Source organism: Clostridium psychrophilum, from assembly GCF_018861705.1.
GTDB classification, from domain to species: Bacteria; Bacillota; Clostridia; order Clostridiales; family Clostridiaceae; genus Clostridium_AD; species Clostridium_AD psychrophilum.
This window is the reverse complement of record NZ_JAHLEC010000079.1, coordinates 1-15,147: the sequence shown is the minus strand read 5'-3', so window position 1 is coordinate 15,147 and position 15,147 is coordinate 1. Positions and strand designations below refer to the sequence as shown.

17 protein-coding genes are annotated in these 15,147 nt (G+C 30.9%); 16 read left to right on the top strand and 1 reads right to left on the bottom strand.

Annotation, left to right across the window (positions count from 1 at the left end; translation table 11 throughout):
* The first annotated feature begins 130 nt into the window (after nt 1–130).
* The 16 genes from KPL38_RS14060 (at nt 131) to KPL38_RS13985 (ending at nt 14,402) form a co-directional block, all read left to right on the top strand.
* Entirely contained in the window at nt 131–511 is a 381-nt protein-coding gene (locus KPL38_RS14060; protein ID WP_216289773.1) for a carbonic anhydrase, read from the top strand.
* A 136-nt stretch (nt 512–647) separates the two neighbouring features.
* Complete coding sequence (locus KPL38_RS14055) at nt 648–2,279, top strand: bifunctional metallophosphatase/5'-nucleotidase (RefSeq protein ID WP_246577976.1); 1,632 nt, start codon at nt 648–650, stop codon at nt 2,277–2,279.
* A gap of 324 nt (nt 2,280–2,603) precedes the next feature.
* Entirely contained in the window at nt 2,604–2,768 is a 165-nt protein-coding gene (locus KPL38_RS14050) for a hypothetical protein (RefSeq protein ID WP_216289772.1), read from the top strand.
* 133 nt (nt 2,769–2,901) lie between these two features.
* Nucleotides 2,902–3,102 carry a cold-shock protein gene (locus tag KPL38_RS14045; RefSeq protein WP_216289771.1) on the top strand — a complete coding sequence of 67 codons (201 nt, stop codon included), beginning with the start codon at nt 2,902–2,904 and terminating at the stop codon, nt 3,100–3,102.
* 327 nt (nt 3,103–3,429) lie between these two features.
* Nucleotides 3,430–4,650: a ComEC/Rec2 family competence protein gene (locus KPL38_RS14040; protein WP_216289770.1), complete on the top strand. Its 1,221-nt coding sequence runs from the start codon at nt 3,430–3,432 to the stop codon at nt 4,648–4,650.
* Nucleotides 4,651–4,863: a DUF3006 domain-containing protein gene (locus KPL38_RS14035; RefSeq protein ID WP_216289769.1), complete on the top strand. Its 213-nt coding sequence runs from the start codon at nt 4,651–4,653 to the stop codon at nt 4,861–4,863. It abuts the gene before it with no gap.
* Nucleotides 4,864–5,095: 232 nt separating this feature from the next.
* Complete coding sequence (locus tag KPL38_RS14030; protein WP_216289775.1) at nt 5,096–5,236, top strand: hypothetical protein; 141 nt, start codon at nt 5,096–5,098, stop codon at nt 5,234–5,236.
* Between the two features lie 363 nt (nt 5,237–5,599).
* Nucleotides 5,600–6,634, top strand: coding sequence for a LacI family DNA-binding transcriptional regulator (locus tag KPL38_RS14025; RefSeq protein WP_216289768.1), 1,035 nt, complete (start codon nt 5,600–5,602; stop codon nt 6,632–6,634).
* Nucleotides 6,635–6,780: 146 nt separating this feature from the next.
* Nucleotides 6,781–7,845: a BMP family ABC transporter substrate-binding protein gene (locus KPL38_RS14020; protein ID WP_216289767.1), complete on the top strand. Its 1,065-nt coding sequence runs from the start codon at nt 6,781–6,783 to the stop codon at nt 7,843–7,845.
* Between the two features lie 156 nt (nt 7,846–8,001).
* The gene (locus KPL38_RS14015; RefSeq protein WP_216289766.1) at nt 8,002–9,540 is read left to right on the top strand and encodes an ABC transporter ATP-binding protein; all 1,539 of its coding nucleotides are present in this window, start codon (nt 8,002–8,004) and stop codon (nt 9,538–9,540) included.
* Nucleotides 9,530–10,660 (top strand): ABC transporter permease, encoded by a 1,131-nt coding sequence (locus KPL38_RS14010; protein ID WP_216289765.1) that lies wholly within the window; start codon nt 9,530–9,532, stop codon nt 10,658–10,660. The genes KPL38_RS14015 and KPL38_RS14010 overlap by 11 nt, the downstream gene beginning before the upstream one ends.
* Entirely contained in the window at nt 10,650–11,582 is a 933-nt protein-coding gene (locus KPL38_RS14005; protein WP_216289764.1) for an ABC transporter permease, read from the top strand. The genes KPL38_RS14010 and KPL38_RS14005 overlap by 11 nt, the downstream gene beginning before the upstream one ends.
* A 123-nt stretch (nt 11,583–11,705) precedes the next feature.
* Entirely contained in the window at nt 11,706–11,891 is a 186-nt protein-coding gene (locus KPL38_RS14000; RefSeq protein ID WP_216289763.1) for a hypothetical protein, read from the top strand.
* 33 nt (nt 11,892–11,924) lie between these two features.
* Nucleotides 11,925–12,632: a purine-nucleoside phosphorylase gene (gene deoD, locus KPL38_RS13995; RefSeq protein ID WP_216289762.1), complete on the top strand. Its 708-nt coding sequence runs from the start codon at nt 11,925–11,927 to the stop codon at nt 12,630–12,632.
* Nucleotides 12,633–12,843: 211 nt separating this feature from the next.
* Nucleotides 12,844–13,029, top strand: coding sequence for a hypothetical protein (locus KPL38_RS13990; protein ID WP_216289761.1), 186 nt, complete (start codon nt 12,844–12,846; stop codon nt 13,027–13,029).
* A gap of 365 nt (nt 13,030–13,394) precedes the next feature.
* Nucleotides 13,395–14,402 (top strand): DUF3231 family protein, encoded by a 1,008-nt coding sequence (locus KPL38_RS13985; RefSeq protein WP_216289760.1) that lies wholly within the window; start codon nt 13,395–13,397, stop codon nt 14,400–14,402.
* A gap of 102 nt (nt 14,403–14,504) precedes the next feature.
* Here KPL38_RS13985 and KPL38_RS20365 read toward each other — a convergent pair whose 3' ends face one another.
* Nucleotides 14,505–15,011 (bottom strand): CBO0543 family protein, encoded by a 507-nt coding sequence (locus KPL38_RS20365; protein WP_376769037.1) that lies wholly within the window; start codon nt 15,009–15,011, stop codon nt 14,505–14,507.
* Nucleotides 15,012–15,147 lie beyond the last annotated feature (136 nt).

Below are 15,147 nucleotides of genomic sequence, written 5' to 3'. Positions count from 1 at the left end.
ATTATACCAAAAGAGAGGGGGTCATTGTTTTTTATATTAAAAACAGTTATAACCCTTGCAATAGCAAGGTTTCAAATAAATAAAGCAAAGATAGTGTTTACACTATCAAAATATAAAGGGAAGGTGAATAATGAAAAAAAAATTTGGAACCGCACTAAGCTGTATTGATGGTAGAATCCAAATTCCTGTAATAAAGTGGTTACAAGAAAACTTTGAGGTGGATTATGTGGATTTAATTACAGAACCAGGAATGGATAAAACATTATCTCAAGGACAATGGGTTGAGAATGAAAGATTAAGAGAAAAGGTTATAATTTCAATAACAGCTCATAACTCTAATATAGTTGCCATAGTAGGACATTATGATTGTGCTGCAAATCCTGTTTGTGACTGCAAACATTTTATGGATATAGCAGCATCCACACATATAGTAAAATCATGGGGCCTTCCAGTTAGAGTAGTAGGACTATGGGTTGATGAATTTTGGCATGTACATGTTGTTAGCATATAAAATATAATTATCAATGATGTTAGGAATGATTCATAAAATTGTATCTTATGCATTTTTATCATATATTAGTAAGCAATTATATATTATATATCTTGATGAAATGGATAACTGATTTATTGCTATATATACTTATTTTATGATAAGATTAATTATTGGGATTACTTATCTTTTGATTGGAGAGCTTAATATGTGTATTAACGAAAAATTTAAATTAACAATATTAGAAACAAGTGATGTTCATGGGACTGTATTACCTATAAATTATTCAGATAATTCCTATTCAGATTGTGGTCTTGCAATTTTATCCACTATAATTTCTTCGGAGAGAAAAGTAAATCAAAACACTTTACTTATAGATAATGGAGATATGCTTCAAGGGACGGCTCTTACATATTTTCATGCTAAAATAAGTAATAATATGCCGAATCCAATGATTGAAGCCATGAATATTATCGGATTTGATGCTGCTGTGGTTGGTAATCATGAATTTAATTATGGTAGGGATTATTTAGAAAATGCAATTAAAGCTTCAAATTTTCCATGGCTATGCGCTAATATTACAAAAAAAGCTACAGGGGAAAGTTTTACTAATAAGCCATACATTATTAAAGTACTTGATAATGGTTTAAAAGTAGGTATTTTAGGGTTAACGACAAAGTATATTCCTAACTGGGAAAATCCCGAAACAATAAAAGACTTAGATTTTAATGATGTAGTAGAAAGTGCCAATAAATGGCTTAATATAATGAGAAAACAAGAAGCTACAGATATAAATATTGTGGCCTATCATGGTGGCTTTGAAAGAGATTTAGAAACTGGCAATCCATCGGAAAAACTTACAGGAGAAAATCAAGGCTATGAATTATGCACTAAAGTTAGTAATATAGATGTGCTTTTAACGGGGCATCAACATAGAGTTATAGAAAATTTATGCATAAACGGTGTTCTAGTTGTTCAGCCAGGTTATAATGGTAATTGCATTGGTAAAATATCAATTGATTTTGTTAAAAGCTCTGGCAAATGGTCTATACATAAAAAGATGTCCTCAATTATTGATGCAAATGACAGGGATGTTGATAAAAGAATTTTGAATTCTATAAGAACTATAGAAACAGCAACACAAGCATGGCTTGATATTCCTATGGGACAAATAGAGGGTGACATGCTTATTAAAGATCCGATGAAAGCAAGGCTTAAAGATAATGCTTTTACTGAATTTATAAATAATATCCAGATGGATGCAGCAAAGGTTGATATATCTAATATAGCTATTTTTGATAATCAATGTAAGGGATTTAATCATAATGTTACTATGAGGGATATAATATCAAATTATAAATATCCGAACACACTAAAGGTAATTAGATTAAAGGGCTATGATATTAAAGAAGCTTTAGAAAAAACAGCAGAATATTTTAGTTTGGTTAATGGCAAAATAGAAGTAAGCAAGGCTGGTGGTCGTTTTAAACTTCAACATTATAATTATGATATGTGGGAAGGAATAGATTATGTTATAGATATTTCAAAACCTATAAAATCTAGAGTAACGAAAATTAATTATAAAAACTATCCACTTAAAATGGATGGAGACTATGATGTGGTAATGAATAATTACAGAGCAGGTGGTGGTGGCAATTATTTAATGTTTAAAGGGAAAACTGTCATTAAAGATATACCTATAGATGTCGCTGAACTAATAGCAAATTATATTTTTGAAAGAAAAACCATTAAAGCAACAGTGAACAATAATTGGAAAGTCATATACTAGTTAAATCATCTCCTGAGCCGCTTTAACAAATGAGTTATAATATGCAATGTAAATCAAGCAAAAATTCAGAGCCGAATACTAACTGTTCGACTTTTTTTGTGTTGCCTAAATGATTTTAAAATTAATTTCAAAGATAATAAAAATACATTAAAAATTTTAAATGGGGATCAAAGGGCTTATTAAAATTAAATGTTTTTCAAATAAGGTACAGAATTTTAATTCTGTACCTTATTTGTACCATTTATAGTAACTTTTTTATAACATATATTTTTATGATATTAAGGTTATATTAATATTATGTAACAACAATAAGGAGGGGTATTTATGGACAATAATAAAAGCCATATGAAATCTGATAAAAAAACTAATGCTGAATTAAGAAAAATGTTTCCACAAAATGGTGGCAATATAGGCATTGAAAATGGTGTAAAAATAGATACAAATAATGACAAATTCACCAAACGTTCTAAATTATCACATAATAAATAAGCCAAATATAAGTATTATAAATACTTGCGTTATATTTGATTAATTTACGTTTAATATGTATTCTTGCACCTTTATCAAAGTATTTATTTTTAGAAAAGCTATATTAAATATAGAAGTGAAAGAGGGAAAAATCATGAAAACAGGTATAGTAAAGTGGTATGATTGTGAGAGAGGGTATGGGTTTATATCAGCTCAAAATGGTGAAGATGTATTTGTCCATCATTCATCAATAAAGGAAGAGGGAGCAAGAAAGAATTTACATGAGGGTGAGGAAGTACAATTTGATGTAGTAGATGGAGTAAAAGGATTGCAAGCATCAAACGTTCAAAGATAATAATTGGTCACACTCATTTAATAGTTTATAATAAAAAAATAGGCCCCCAATTACTTAGGGACCTATTTTTTTGCGGATTTTATTTTTAAATGTATAAGTATTATCTATTTATCAAAACATGCGGAATAATTTAATTGTTTACATAAAAATTGAAGGATATTTGCAGATATTTGTTGAATAATGACAATAGAATGTTTTAATTATATTGTCATTATTTAACCATAAAGATTAATGTATTAGCAGTTATGTAAATGCTTGAATATAAATATAGGTATGATAATCTTATTTTAAGATTAATGTAAATAAACTGGTTATAAGGGGATTTAAATGAGAAACATGAAAAGGTATCTAAGCTCTATTTTGGGATTAATGCTTATTTTTAGTTTGATTGGTTGCTCAAGTATATCTGAAAATAGTAAAAAAACAGTTTTATCAAGGCCAGCAGAATCAAATCAGAGTACAACTAAGAAAGCACATCAACCTATTAAAAATACAATATCAGTTGATAATAAAAAGAGCACATACGGTAATCTAAAAGTTCATTATATAAATGTGGGACAAGCAGATAGTATTTTAATAGAGCAAGGTTCAAGTTCAATGTTAATAGATGCAGGAAATAATGAAGACTCAAATACTGTTAAAAATTATATATCAGAACAAGGTATTACAAAGCTGGATTATATTGTAGGGACTCATCCTCACGAAGATCACATTGGAGGACTCGATTATGTAATAAAAAGTTTTCAAGTAGGCAAAATTTATATGCCAAAGGTTACGTCGAATACTAAGACATTTCAAGATGTAGTAAGTGCAATTAAAGCTAAGGGAATGAAAGTTACTCTACCGATAGTTGAGCAGACGTTTAAAGTAGGTAGTGCAACAGCTACCATTTTAGCCCCTAATAGTAGTGGATATGAAGATTTAAATAATTATTCAATTGTAATTAGAGTAACTTTTGGCAATAATAGCTTTATGTTTGATGGAGATGCAGAGGATATATCTGAAAATGAAATGCTATCAAAAGGGTTTGATGTAAGTGCTGATGTGATTAAGATAGGACACCATGGTTCCAATTCTTCAACTTCACAGGCTTTTTTAGATAAAGTAAACCCTAAATATGCAGTTATTTCAGTAGGTAAAGGAAATAGTTATGGACATCCTCATAAGTCGACAATGGAGAAATTGCAGGATAAAGGTATTAAAGTATATAGGACGGATGAAAGTGGAACAATAGTTGCAACTAGTAATGGTAATGATATAACTTTTAACGTAAAGCCAGGAAGTTATACTTATAATGGAACTGGAACAGTTGTTAGCAAGTTAAATACTTCATCAAAGAATGTAGTTAATATACCAATTACAAAAACAAAGATTTCAAGCAATGTAAATATTAAGAAGGTTTATTTTACGCAAAAGGGAAAGTCATATCACTATGATAAAAATTGCAGCACGTTAAAAAGAAGTAAAACAATTTTAGAAGGATCAAAACAAGAAGCAATAAGTTCAGGACACACAGATCCTTGTAATATATGTGCAGGAGGTAATTAGATGAAGGCAATTATTGATAGATTTGAGGGATTTTATGCTGTATGTGAAAAAGAAGATAAAGCTATGATAAATATTTTGAAAATTAATTTACCCTCTGAAGTTAAAGAAGGGGATGTACTAATTTTTGAAAACAATAAGATTTTTATTGATATAGAAGAAACTAAAAAAAGGCGCAAAGAAATTGAAAAATTAACTCAAGGCTTATGGGAATAGGAAAAAGTCTCATTTATATAATTGATAAATTGAAATGGAATATTTAACGACATTTCAGAGTGAAAAATATATTAATTATAGGTTATACTCAAAGGAATGTTTTTAGGGTATAATAAATTAGTAAAAGAATGAACTATACTTAGAAAATATTTATTATGAATATTATTTTGGAGCATAGTGGGTTAAAACGTATTATAAGAATATAAAAAATAAATAAAAAGTAGGTAATGATATGAAAAATGATATAAACAAAAACATTGAAATAATGAAAAAGATTATTGAAGAAAAAAAATCAAAATCTTCACAGCAAAAGAACACTAGGAGACCTCCGATTTATGGACCACAAAGTTCAGGGGCAGGTAATATCAAATAGCATAAGGGTAAAAACAACACCATTTATTACAAAGAAAATGTAATAAATAGTGTTGCTTTTTTTAGATATACTAATACTAATACTATTACTATTAGGCCAATTAATATAGACATCATATAATATATAATTCACAGAACTTTTTTATTTGTAAGGAACTAGAAATAAAATTTAAAATATATTTAAAATGACAGATTTGCTATTTTTAGAATATTCAAAAAAAGATGTTTACAATTACATAAAATGGTGATATTATTACAAGGTAAAACGTTTTACCACTAGTATAACAATTATCTAACAGTAATTTATATTAGGAGTTTATTACAATAAGTAAACGTTTTACAAACTAAATAGATAGAGGTTAATATGAATGTGACACTAAAAGACATTGCAGTTAAGACTGGGTTTTCAATCACAACAGTTTCACTTGTTTTAAACAACAAAACAACACGGGTTAGTAGCAAGACAAAGCATATAATTAAAAAGGTTGCTCAGGAACTTAACTATATTCCTAATCAAACTGCAATTAGCCTTGTTAAAAAAGAAAGCAAAACTTTGGGACTTATCGTATCAGACATATCAAATCCATTTTTTTCAGAGCTTTCAAAAGGTATTAGTGCAAAGGCAGCAGAATATGGTTTTAATATCATGCTTTGTGATACAGAAGACAGTTATGAATTGACTATGAGATATCTTCGTATATTGGTAAGTAAAAACGTAGATGGTATTATTATGACCCTTTCACAGGACATTAATGATAAGAACTTGTCGTTAATTGAAACGTTTTTGGAAAACCATATACTTCCAGTTGTTTTAGTTGAAAGATCCGATCCTTTAATTATGTCCGATTGTGTGATCGGAAACCACAAAATGGGAAGCTATCTTGCAACCAGACATCTTATTGAATTGGGACACAGAAACGTGGGTTGTCTAACAGGGCCGTCCCATTTAGAAGCTACAAAATACAGACTAGAAGGATTTAAAACGGCATTTAAGGAAAGTGGGCTTAAGTTCAGAAAAGAACTTGTAGTAGAAGGAAATTATCACATAGAATCAGGACGTATTGGTGCTGAAAAAATCTTAAATATTGATCCAAGTATAACTGCTATACATGTCTTCAATGATATGATGGCTTATGGAGTATTTGAATGCTTAAAAAATAAGGGCATTACTGTTCCTAATCAAATATCTGTGGTGGGATTTGATGATATCTTTTTTTCAAAGATGCTTTATGTGCCATTAACAACTATTGCGTTACCTATTCATCAAATGGGTGGAAAAGCAGTTCAACTTTTAATTGAAAGGATAATAAATAATAAATTACCTTGGAGATGCAATATCGTTGAACCTAAATTGGTCGTAAGAAAAAGTACATGTGATATTCGAACTTTAAAAACATAGTAAACTATAAATTAAATATTATTTATAGTTTACTATGCAAAAGAAGTAAAGAAATATATAATTAAATAGTTAAGCGGGCTGATAACTGGTTAGTACATTAATCTATCAGTTTATGCCTGTAATATATTAATAAAAGGGGGATCTTTATGAAATGTAAAAAGCTAGTCAGTTTAATTATGTCGATGTCAGTTGTTACTATGGTATTTGCGGGTTGTTCAAGTTCAGGTAAAACAGCTACTAAAACTGCAACGACACCAACATTTAAAGATGGCATGGTTACAGATACAGGAGGAGTTAATGATCAGTCTTTCAATCAAGGATCATGGAAGGGACTTCAATCATTTGCAAAAAATAATAAAGGAGTTCAGGTTAAGTATTTGGAATCAGTCCAGAGCTCTAATTATCCGTCAAATTTGAACCAGTTTGCTAGCAACAAGTATAACCTTGTATGGGGAATTGGTTATTTAATGGAGGATGCTGTAAAAGCTTCTGCAAAAGCATATCCTAATGTAAAATTTGCAGTTATTGATGATGCAATGACACCACATCAGAGTAATGTTACTGGTGTAATTTTTAAGGCTCAAGAATCTTCTTTTCTTGTTGGTTATATTGCAGCACTTAAGACTAAGACTAACAAAGTAGGATTTATCGGCGGAATTTCAGGAACTGTAATTGATCAATTTGACTATGGTTATAGAGCTGGCGTTGCTTATGGTGCAAAACAGCTTGGAAAAACTATTACAGTTAATGTACAATATGCAAATTCGTTTAGTGATTCGTCTCTCGGCAAGGCAATTTCTCAAAATATGTATGCTAAAGGTGTAGATATTATATTTACTGCTGCAGGAAATGTTGGACAGGGTATGGTTGCTGAGGCAAAGAGTGAAAATAAGCTTTGTATAGGCGTTGATATGGATCAAGCATATCTTGCACCAAACAATATGCTTACTTCATCATTGAAAAACGTTAGTAATGTGACAGAATCAGTTTCAAAGCAAATTAAAGATGGAGTAAATGTTGGAGGAAAGACACTTAGTTATGGTCTTAAAGAGAATGGAGTTGGAGTTCCATATACAGCACAAGCTATAAAAATGTGTGGTCAAGACGTTCTTGACAAAACAAAGACGGTTGACAAAAATGTTGTGGCAGGAAAGATAGTTCCTCCTTACAACAAGGCTACATTTAACACGTATATTAATACATTAAAATAATCATTTAAAAATGTATTAAAGTGTCTTTTTATATTAAAAAATATTTTTACAAAAATATTAAATAAGTTTAATTATGCACAATAAATCATGGAAATTCATGATTTATTGTGCATAATATAAGTATATGTTTAAGTATAAAAAGAAGGAGGGTAAAACATGAAAGATCAACAACAATATGCTGTGGAAATGAAGTCAATTTATAAATACTTTGATGATTTTTGTGCATTAAATTCTATAAATCTAAAGATCACTAAAGGAAGCATACATGCGCTTCTGGGTGAAAACGGAGCTGGAAAGACTACACTTATGAACATCCTTTATGGCCTCTATACACTTGATAGTGGTGAAATATTGATTAACGGCAAGAATGTGGAAATGAAAAATCCTAACGTAGCCATAGAACATAAAATTGGTATGGTTCATCAACATTTCAAGCTTGTAGGAAAGTTCACTGTGGTGCAGAATATTATGCTTGGGAAAGAAGTAGTTAAAGCCGGATGCATTTTGGATATTGCTAAAGCTCGAAGTGAAGTTAAAAAATTATCAGAAACATATGGACTTGATGTTGATCCTGATGCAAAAATAGAGGATATATCTGTGGGAATGCAACAAAGGGTTGAGATTTTGAAGGCATTGTACAGAGGCGTAGAAATTCTTATTCTTGATGAGCCTACCGCCGTTTTAACACCTCTGGAAATAGATGAACTTATTAATATTATGCATAATCTTACTAAGGACGGTAAAACAATAATTATTATAACTCATAAGTTAAAAGAAATTAAGAAATCCTCACAGTATTGCACTATCATTCGCCGTGGAAAATATATAGACACAGTTGATGTTAAGAATACAACTGAGCAGCAGTTGGCTTCAATGATGGTGGGACGAGAAGTTAACTTGAAAGTTAAAAAGTCAAAAGCTAAGCCAGAAGAAGTAGTGTTTACAATTGATAACCTTACGGTAGAAGACAGCAGAAAAATAGAAAGGGTGAAAGATTTTTCTTTGTCCATTAGAAAAGGAGAAATTGTTGGAATTGCAGGTATTGACGGTAATGGTCAAAAAGAGCTTGTTGAAGCAATAACTTGCCTTAAAAAGGTGAAGTCAGGAAAAATATCAATAAATGGAACTGAATTGCAAAATACATCGCCACGTAATGTTATTGAACATGGCATTTGTACCATACATGAAGATAGACAAAAACGGGGGCTAATTCTTGATTTTCCGGTTAAATACAATTTTATAACTGAAAAATATAAAAAATTACAATTTTCTAAACATTTTGTTCTAAGTGAAAAAGCAATAAATAAATTTACCGAGGATTCTATCAAAGAATACGATATTAGACCGGAAGACTGTGCATCAAAACCTGTGAAAGATTTGTCTGGTGGTAATCAGCAAAAGGTTGTAATTGCAAGGGAACTTTCAAACGACCCAGAGCTACTTGTTGCATTTCAACCAACCCGGGGACTTGATGTAGGAGCCATAGAATTTGTACATAGTACCCTCGTAAAGCATCGTGATAGTGGGCATTCAATTTTACTTATTTCATTTGAACTTGATGAAATCTTAAACGTTTCTGATAGAATATGCGTTTTATATGATGGGCATATAGTAGCAGAGTTTAAGCAAGGTGAAGTCGACGAGAAACTAATAGGACTTCTAATGGCGGGAGGAGAAAAAAAGAATGAAATATAAAATTGCTGAATTGCTGAATAAGGCAGTTACCAAAATAGTGCTGGCTATTATGCTTGGTTTTATAGTAGGAGCCATTGTACTCGCATTTGCTGGGTATAACCCATTTGATTGTTATTCTATGATGATAACGAGTATTTTCACAAATCCATCAAATATGGTTCAGGTTATGATTTTGACAATGCCCAATATTCTAACAGGTCTTAGTGTTGCTTTCGCATTTAAGACAGGACTTTTCAATATCGGTGCTGAGGGACAATATCTTGTTGGAGCCATGACGGCTGTTTTAGTTGGTAGCATGTTTAAAATGCCACCAGGTATAAATATAATCGTAATAATGCTTGCGGCCATACTTGCTGCTGGTCTGTACGGAGCTTTCGCAGGATATCTTAAAGCAAAATTTGGTATACATGAGGTTATAACAACTATCATGCTTAACTGGATAGCATTATACTTTAATAATTATCTAATATCAGTACCAGGAATTGGAATAAAGAATACACAATATTCTATTGCTATTCAACATAATGCATGGACCAATTTACTTGTAAATTGGAAAGAAACACAACAGGGGGCAGCGTTTTTAGCTTCCCATCAGACATTATCTACTATTCTACTGGGTACTGACATCAATTATGGCATTATTATAGCCATAGCTGTCGCTATACTTATATGGTTCATATTGTATAAAACAACATTTGGCTATCAGGTCAGAGCAGTAGGTTTGAACAAGGATGCTGCTGAATTTGCTGGAATTGGTGTCAAAAAAAATATCATTTTGACTATGTTTGTTGCTGGTGGACTTGCAGGACTTGCAGGTGCTCTCCAAATGGCGGGTTCTCTTCCTCATGCGTTGGTAACTCTCGCAACTGCGCCGGGATATGGATTCAATGGGATAACTGTGGCACTAATGGCTAATAGTTCGCCTGTGGGATGTATATTTACAGCATTGCTTCTATCTGGTCTTCAATTTGGTGGAAGCACAATACAGATGAACCTTGGTGCACCATCAGAGGTAGTTAATATAATGATTGGTGTTATTGTGTTCTTTGTTGCAGTAGCCTCTATGTTTACTATGATATCTGAAAAGATGAAGAAGAGGAGGGTGAAAAATGGTCACTAGTATATTACTAGCAATAAGTATTACACTTATGTATTCTGCACCGTTAATGTTCGCTGGTCTTGGAGGTGTAATATCCGAAAATGCTGGCGTGGTAAATATCGGTATTGAAGGAATGATGACTATTGGAGCATTTGCAGGAGCAGCAGTGGGTTATTTCACAGCGAGTCCTTGGCTTGGTTTTTTGGCTGGGGGACTAGCAGGAGGACTGCTTGCTTTAATACATGCGGTTGCATGTATTTCTTTTAGGGCAGATCAGACTATATCAGGTGTTGCAATTAACTTCCTTGGACCAGGCATTGCACTATTTCTTGGAAGAAAATTATTTGAAGGAAGTACAATGACAAAAACGGTTCCTAATCAAATGCCAACTTTGTTTGGTAACTATGCTACAAATTCATCAAACCTGCTTTTAAAAACATTAAATGTGAGACTTACCATACCCATAGTTTTCCTTTTCGTTTTTATTATGTGGTTTGTATTATATAAGACAAGTTGGGGATTACGAATTAGAGCAGTGGGTGAAAATCCAGCTGCTGCAGATACATTGGGAATCAATGTAATTAAAGTGAAGTATTTGTCTGTATTTACGTCTGGGGTGCTCTCAGGATTTGGTGGAGCAGCAATGACTTTGGCTGTAGTAAATTGTTTTACACAGTCTACTATTTCAGGGCAAGGTTTTATTGCACTGGCTGCAGTTATATTTGGAAAATGGAAACCACAGGGTACAATGGCTGCATGCCTTCTCTTTGGATTTGCTCAGGCTTTGGTTGTTATACTTGGTGGAAGCGCGTCTATAATTCAGATTCCACCGTCAATTTTATCAATGCTACCTTACATTTTGACCTTAATTATTTTAGTCATTTTTGTAGGAAATTCTACAGCTCCAAAGGCTGATGGTGTACCTTATTATAAGGGACAATAATTACAAGATGTTTTAAATGCTGAGTATTTATATTTGTTTAATAAACCCTCCAGTATTTTACCACTGGAGGGTTTATTACAAAAACTTTCATTATACACTTCTATAAGGAATTCAGGTGGATTTGTGCTTTCATTTGTATGGGGAAAAATGATAGCAGGTTATCGCGAAACTGGACAAAGTTATGGAGAAATATTTAAACATTTGTATACATTTGAAGCAATAATAGTAATAGGCGTTTTTATAATTATAATGTTGCTGCAAAAAGGTGTAACAATATCCAAAAGGGAATTAATACAAAATGAACTGTAAATAAATCATATAAGATACAGGAGGTACTAAAAAATGAGTACACATATAAATGCAAAAGAAGGTCAAATCGCACAAAGTATATTATTACCAGGTGATCCATTAAGGGCAAAGTTTATCGCAGAAAACTTTTTGAAGGACGTTATTTGTTATAATGAAGTTAGGGGCATGTATGGATATACAGGAACATATAAAGGTAAAAGAGTTTCAGTTCAAGGAACAGGTATGGGAATGCCTTCTATATCTATCTATGTTAATGAATTAATTCAAAGTTATAAAGTTAAGAATCTAATTAGAGTTGGGACTTGTGGATCATATCAAGAAAATGTAAAGGTAAGAGACTTGGTTATAGCTATGGCTGCATCTACAGATTCTAATATAAACAGTATTAGATTTAATGGAAGCAATTTTGCTCCCACTGCTAGTTTTAAATTATTAAAGAAATCATACGATATAGCTATTTTAAAGGGATTTGATCCTAAAGTAGGTAATGTATTTAGTTCAGATACTTTCTATGGAGACAATGCAAATGACTGGAAGCAGTGGGCTAAATTCGGATGCCTTGCAGTAGAAATGGAAGCAGCAGCTCTATACACTATAGCTGCAAAGTATGGAGTTGATGCGTTAGCTTTATTAACTGTAAGTGATCATTTTATATCTGGTGAATCTGCAACTGCAAATGAAAGACAGACAACTTTTACAAATATGATTGAAGTTGCACTTGAGACGATTTGTACACTTTAAGATAATGGCAAATAGAAATAAGTTGATCTATAGTAGATTTAATAGATGTAACAAGGTAATTCAAAGGGAAAAGGCAGGAGATTTTTATGTCTCTGCCTTTTTCAAATTATTTATAGAAAACAATTACATTACCTCTATAATGAATACTTTCTATATTTTTTAAAATATTAAAGACATTGAAGTTAGATTATTATTTATAGGAGTTGTAGATATGAATGAATTTAAAAGGATTGATAAAATCTTCTCATTGGATAATAAATATAGAAAAAACACTTTTATATTTCCATGTGAAAATTGTATAAGAAATATAAATCTAAATATATGCGAAAAGTATGATGGAAAGCCAATTGGACTAATCAATGGAGAGTACATTTGTAAATTTATGATTAAGAAATAGGACATAGATGGTCTTTAATATCTTTTTGTAATCAATAAAACTTATACTATATTAGATGATTTTTGTAAATGAGAAATAAAAAAGAAGGCATGCAATTGTCTTCTATATCTTTGTAAACAGAAATTTAATAAGAAAACTATGAATATTTATTGATTAAAATATAGTTTATTATCCCAAACTTTACAATTTTCTTAGAAAAGGCATTAATAAAATCAACAATACAAAATATGCATAGGAGTAGAATATTTATAAATGGGTTATATTAATATATATGTATAAAAAAATTGAAATATTTTATTTGAAATACATTTGTATATTTTTTTGTTAACATCATATTATAAATTTTAAAAGGAAGAGGGATATAAATGACAACTGAAGCAAAAATACAATTAACTTCATCAGAACTAGGTATATTATGGATGACTTATCAATCAGCATGCGCAACATTAATAAAATGTGAGTTTATGAAAGATAAAACTATTGATAAAGAAGCTCAAAACATATTAACAAGTTATATTACTGAAGGACAAAGTGTAAAGGATAAAATTGTGAATGTATTTAATAATGAAAAAGTAGTTATTCCAATAGGGTTTGATGAACGAGATATTGTAAGGGGAGCACTTCCTTTGTTTGATGACATTTTTAATATAATGGTTCTTCGTCAGATGATGAAATTAAATTTTGGCCATTCTGCTGTATTTTCAGCTATGTCATATATGAAAGAAGTTCAAGATATATTAAAGCTTAACTACGATGTTGCTAATAAATATTATGTTTTGTCAACGAATTATCTATTAGGAAAAGGAGTGCTTGCAAAGCCACCATATGTAACTATGCCAAAACAAGTAGAATTTATTGAAGATAAAAATTACATGAGTGGACATAATCCTTTTTCTGAAACACGATCATTAAATACAATTGAGGTTGGTTTTCTTAATGAAGCTATTGAAGATAATATTTTTGGTATGCAACTTATGACAGGATTTTCACAAGTTGCAACAGACAAAGATGTCAAAAAATATTTTCTAGAAGGTAAAGAATTAGCAAAAAAAATCATTTCTAAATTAAGTGATGTGTTATTACAAAGTGATATTCAGCCACCTAGTACATGGGCAGGTAAAGCTACAGATTCAACTACAACACCTTATTCAGATAAACTTATGATGTATACAACTAGCTTAATATCAAGCTCCGCCATTGGATATAATGCTTTAGGCACATCTTTTAGTATGAGAAGCGATTTACACACTAAACTTTCACTCATTGCAAAGGATACATTTGGTTATGCAAAAAAAGGTGGCAAACTAATGATCGAACATAAATGGATGGAAGAACCGCCTCAAATGGAAGACAGAAATCAGCTTACAAAATAAAAAAATATTTGGGTTCATAATTAGAGTACAAAATATTATAAAACAGTTAATATGAAATAAATAAGATGAAAAAGTAGTAGAAAATATATTTCTACTACTTTTTTATCTTATAATACTATAGGGTATTTTTAAAATATAAAATAAAATATGTGGACTTACTAGTGCAATAACCCAGGCATAAAATGGTTTTTTATAATGAAGAATTATTATTGGAAACATTATATAATTAAATAATAAAGTATGCCATATATCCCATCCGTTATTGTATATAAAAAGACCTAACTTAACAGCAATAAATTCTGGAATTGTATAAATGGCAACATAATAAGAAACATGAAAAAATATTTTTGATATTTTCTTTGGTAAATGAGGAATAAACATCATTATTGTACATGGATATACAGTTATTGAAATAAACAAATCTGTAAAGGTACGATTTATTATTGTTGGTGGATAAAGCCATAAGGGATGGTTGTATGTTAAAAAGGCACAACATACACTACTTAAAATAAAAAAAAGTATTGTAGGATAATACTTCTCCCAATTTTCCCAATCACCAAATTTGTAGCATAAATATATGGAGATTAATGAAAGAAAGATAATATACATTTAAACACCTCTTATAAATTTAGGTTAGTACTCTCGGAAACTCTCAAGCCATTGCTAATTCTAGGTTCATTTTTATGCATATATCAACTTCACCCCAGAATTTCTTCGAGCTTTCTATCTTGAGGATAGCATAGGT

Bases quoted from the DNA above. Each gene is read 5' to 3' on its own strand.
- KPL38_RS14050 (WP_216289772.1), top strand. From the start codon at position 2,604: ATGGACAATAATAAAAGCCATATGAAATCTGATAAAAAAACTAATGCT.
- KPL38_RS14035 (WP_216289769.1), top strand. From the start codon at position 4,651: ATGAAGGCAATTATTGATAGATTTGAGGGATTTTATGCTGTATGTGAA.
- KPL38_RS14055 (WP_246577976.1), top strand. From the start codon at position 648: ATGATAAGATTAATTATTGGGATTACTTATCTTTTGATTGGAGAGCTT.
- KPL38_RS14030 (WP_216289775.1), top strand. From the start codon at position 5,096: ATGAAAAATGATATAAACAAAAACATTGAAATAATGAAAAAGATTATT.
- KPL38_RS14015 (WP_216289766.1), top strand. From the start codon at position 8,002: ATGAAAGATCAACAACAATATGCTGTGGAAATGAAGTCAATTTATAAA.
- deoD (WP_216289762.1), top strand. From the start codon at position 11,925: ATGAGTACACATATAAATGCAAAAGAAGGTCAAATCGCACAAAGTATA.
- KPL38_RS13990 (WP_216289761.1), top strand. From the start codon at position 12,844: ATGAATGAATTTAAAAGGATTGATAAAATCTTCTCATTGGATAATAAA.
- KPL38_RS14060 (WP_216289773.1), top strand. From the start codon at position 131: ATGAAAAAAAAATTTGGAACCGCACTAAGCTGTATTGATGGTAGAATC.
- KPL38_RS14040 (WP_216289770.1), top strand. From the start codon at position 3,430: ATGAGAAACATGAAAAGGTATCTAAGCTCTATTTTGGGATTAATGCTT.
- KPL38_RS14020 (WP_216289767.1), top strand. From the start codon at position 6,781: ATGAAATGTAAAAAGCTAGTCAGTTTAATTATGTCGATGTCAGTTGTT.
- KPL38_RS14025 (WP_216289768.1), top strand. From the start codon at position 5,600: ATGAATGTGACACTAAAAGACATTGCAGTTAAGACTGGGTTTTCAATC.
- KPL38_RS13985 (WP_216289760.1), top strand. From the start codon at position 13,395: ATGACAACTGAAGCAAAAATACAATTAACTTCATCAGAACTAGGTATA.
- KPL38_RS14045 (WP_216289771.1), top strand. From the start codon at position 2,902: ATGAAAACAGGTATAGTAAAGTGGTATGATTGTGAGAGAGGGTATGGG.
- KPL38_RS20365 (WP_376769037.1), bottom strand. From the start codon at position 15,011: ATGTATATTATCTTTCTTTCATTAATCTCCATATATTTATGCTACAAA.
- KPL38_RS14005 (WP_216289764.1), top strand. From the start codon at position 10,650: ATGGTCACTAGTATATTACTAGCAATAAGTATTACACTTATGTATTCT.
- KPL38_RS14010 (WP_216289765.1), top strand. From the start codon at position 9,530: ATGAAATATAAAATTGCTGAATTGCTGAATAAGGCAGTTACCAAAATA.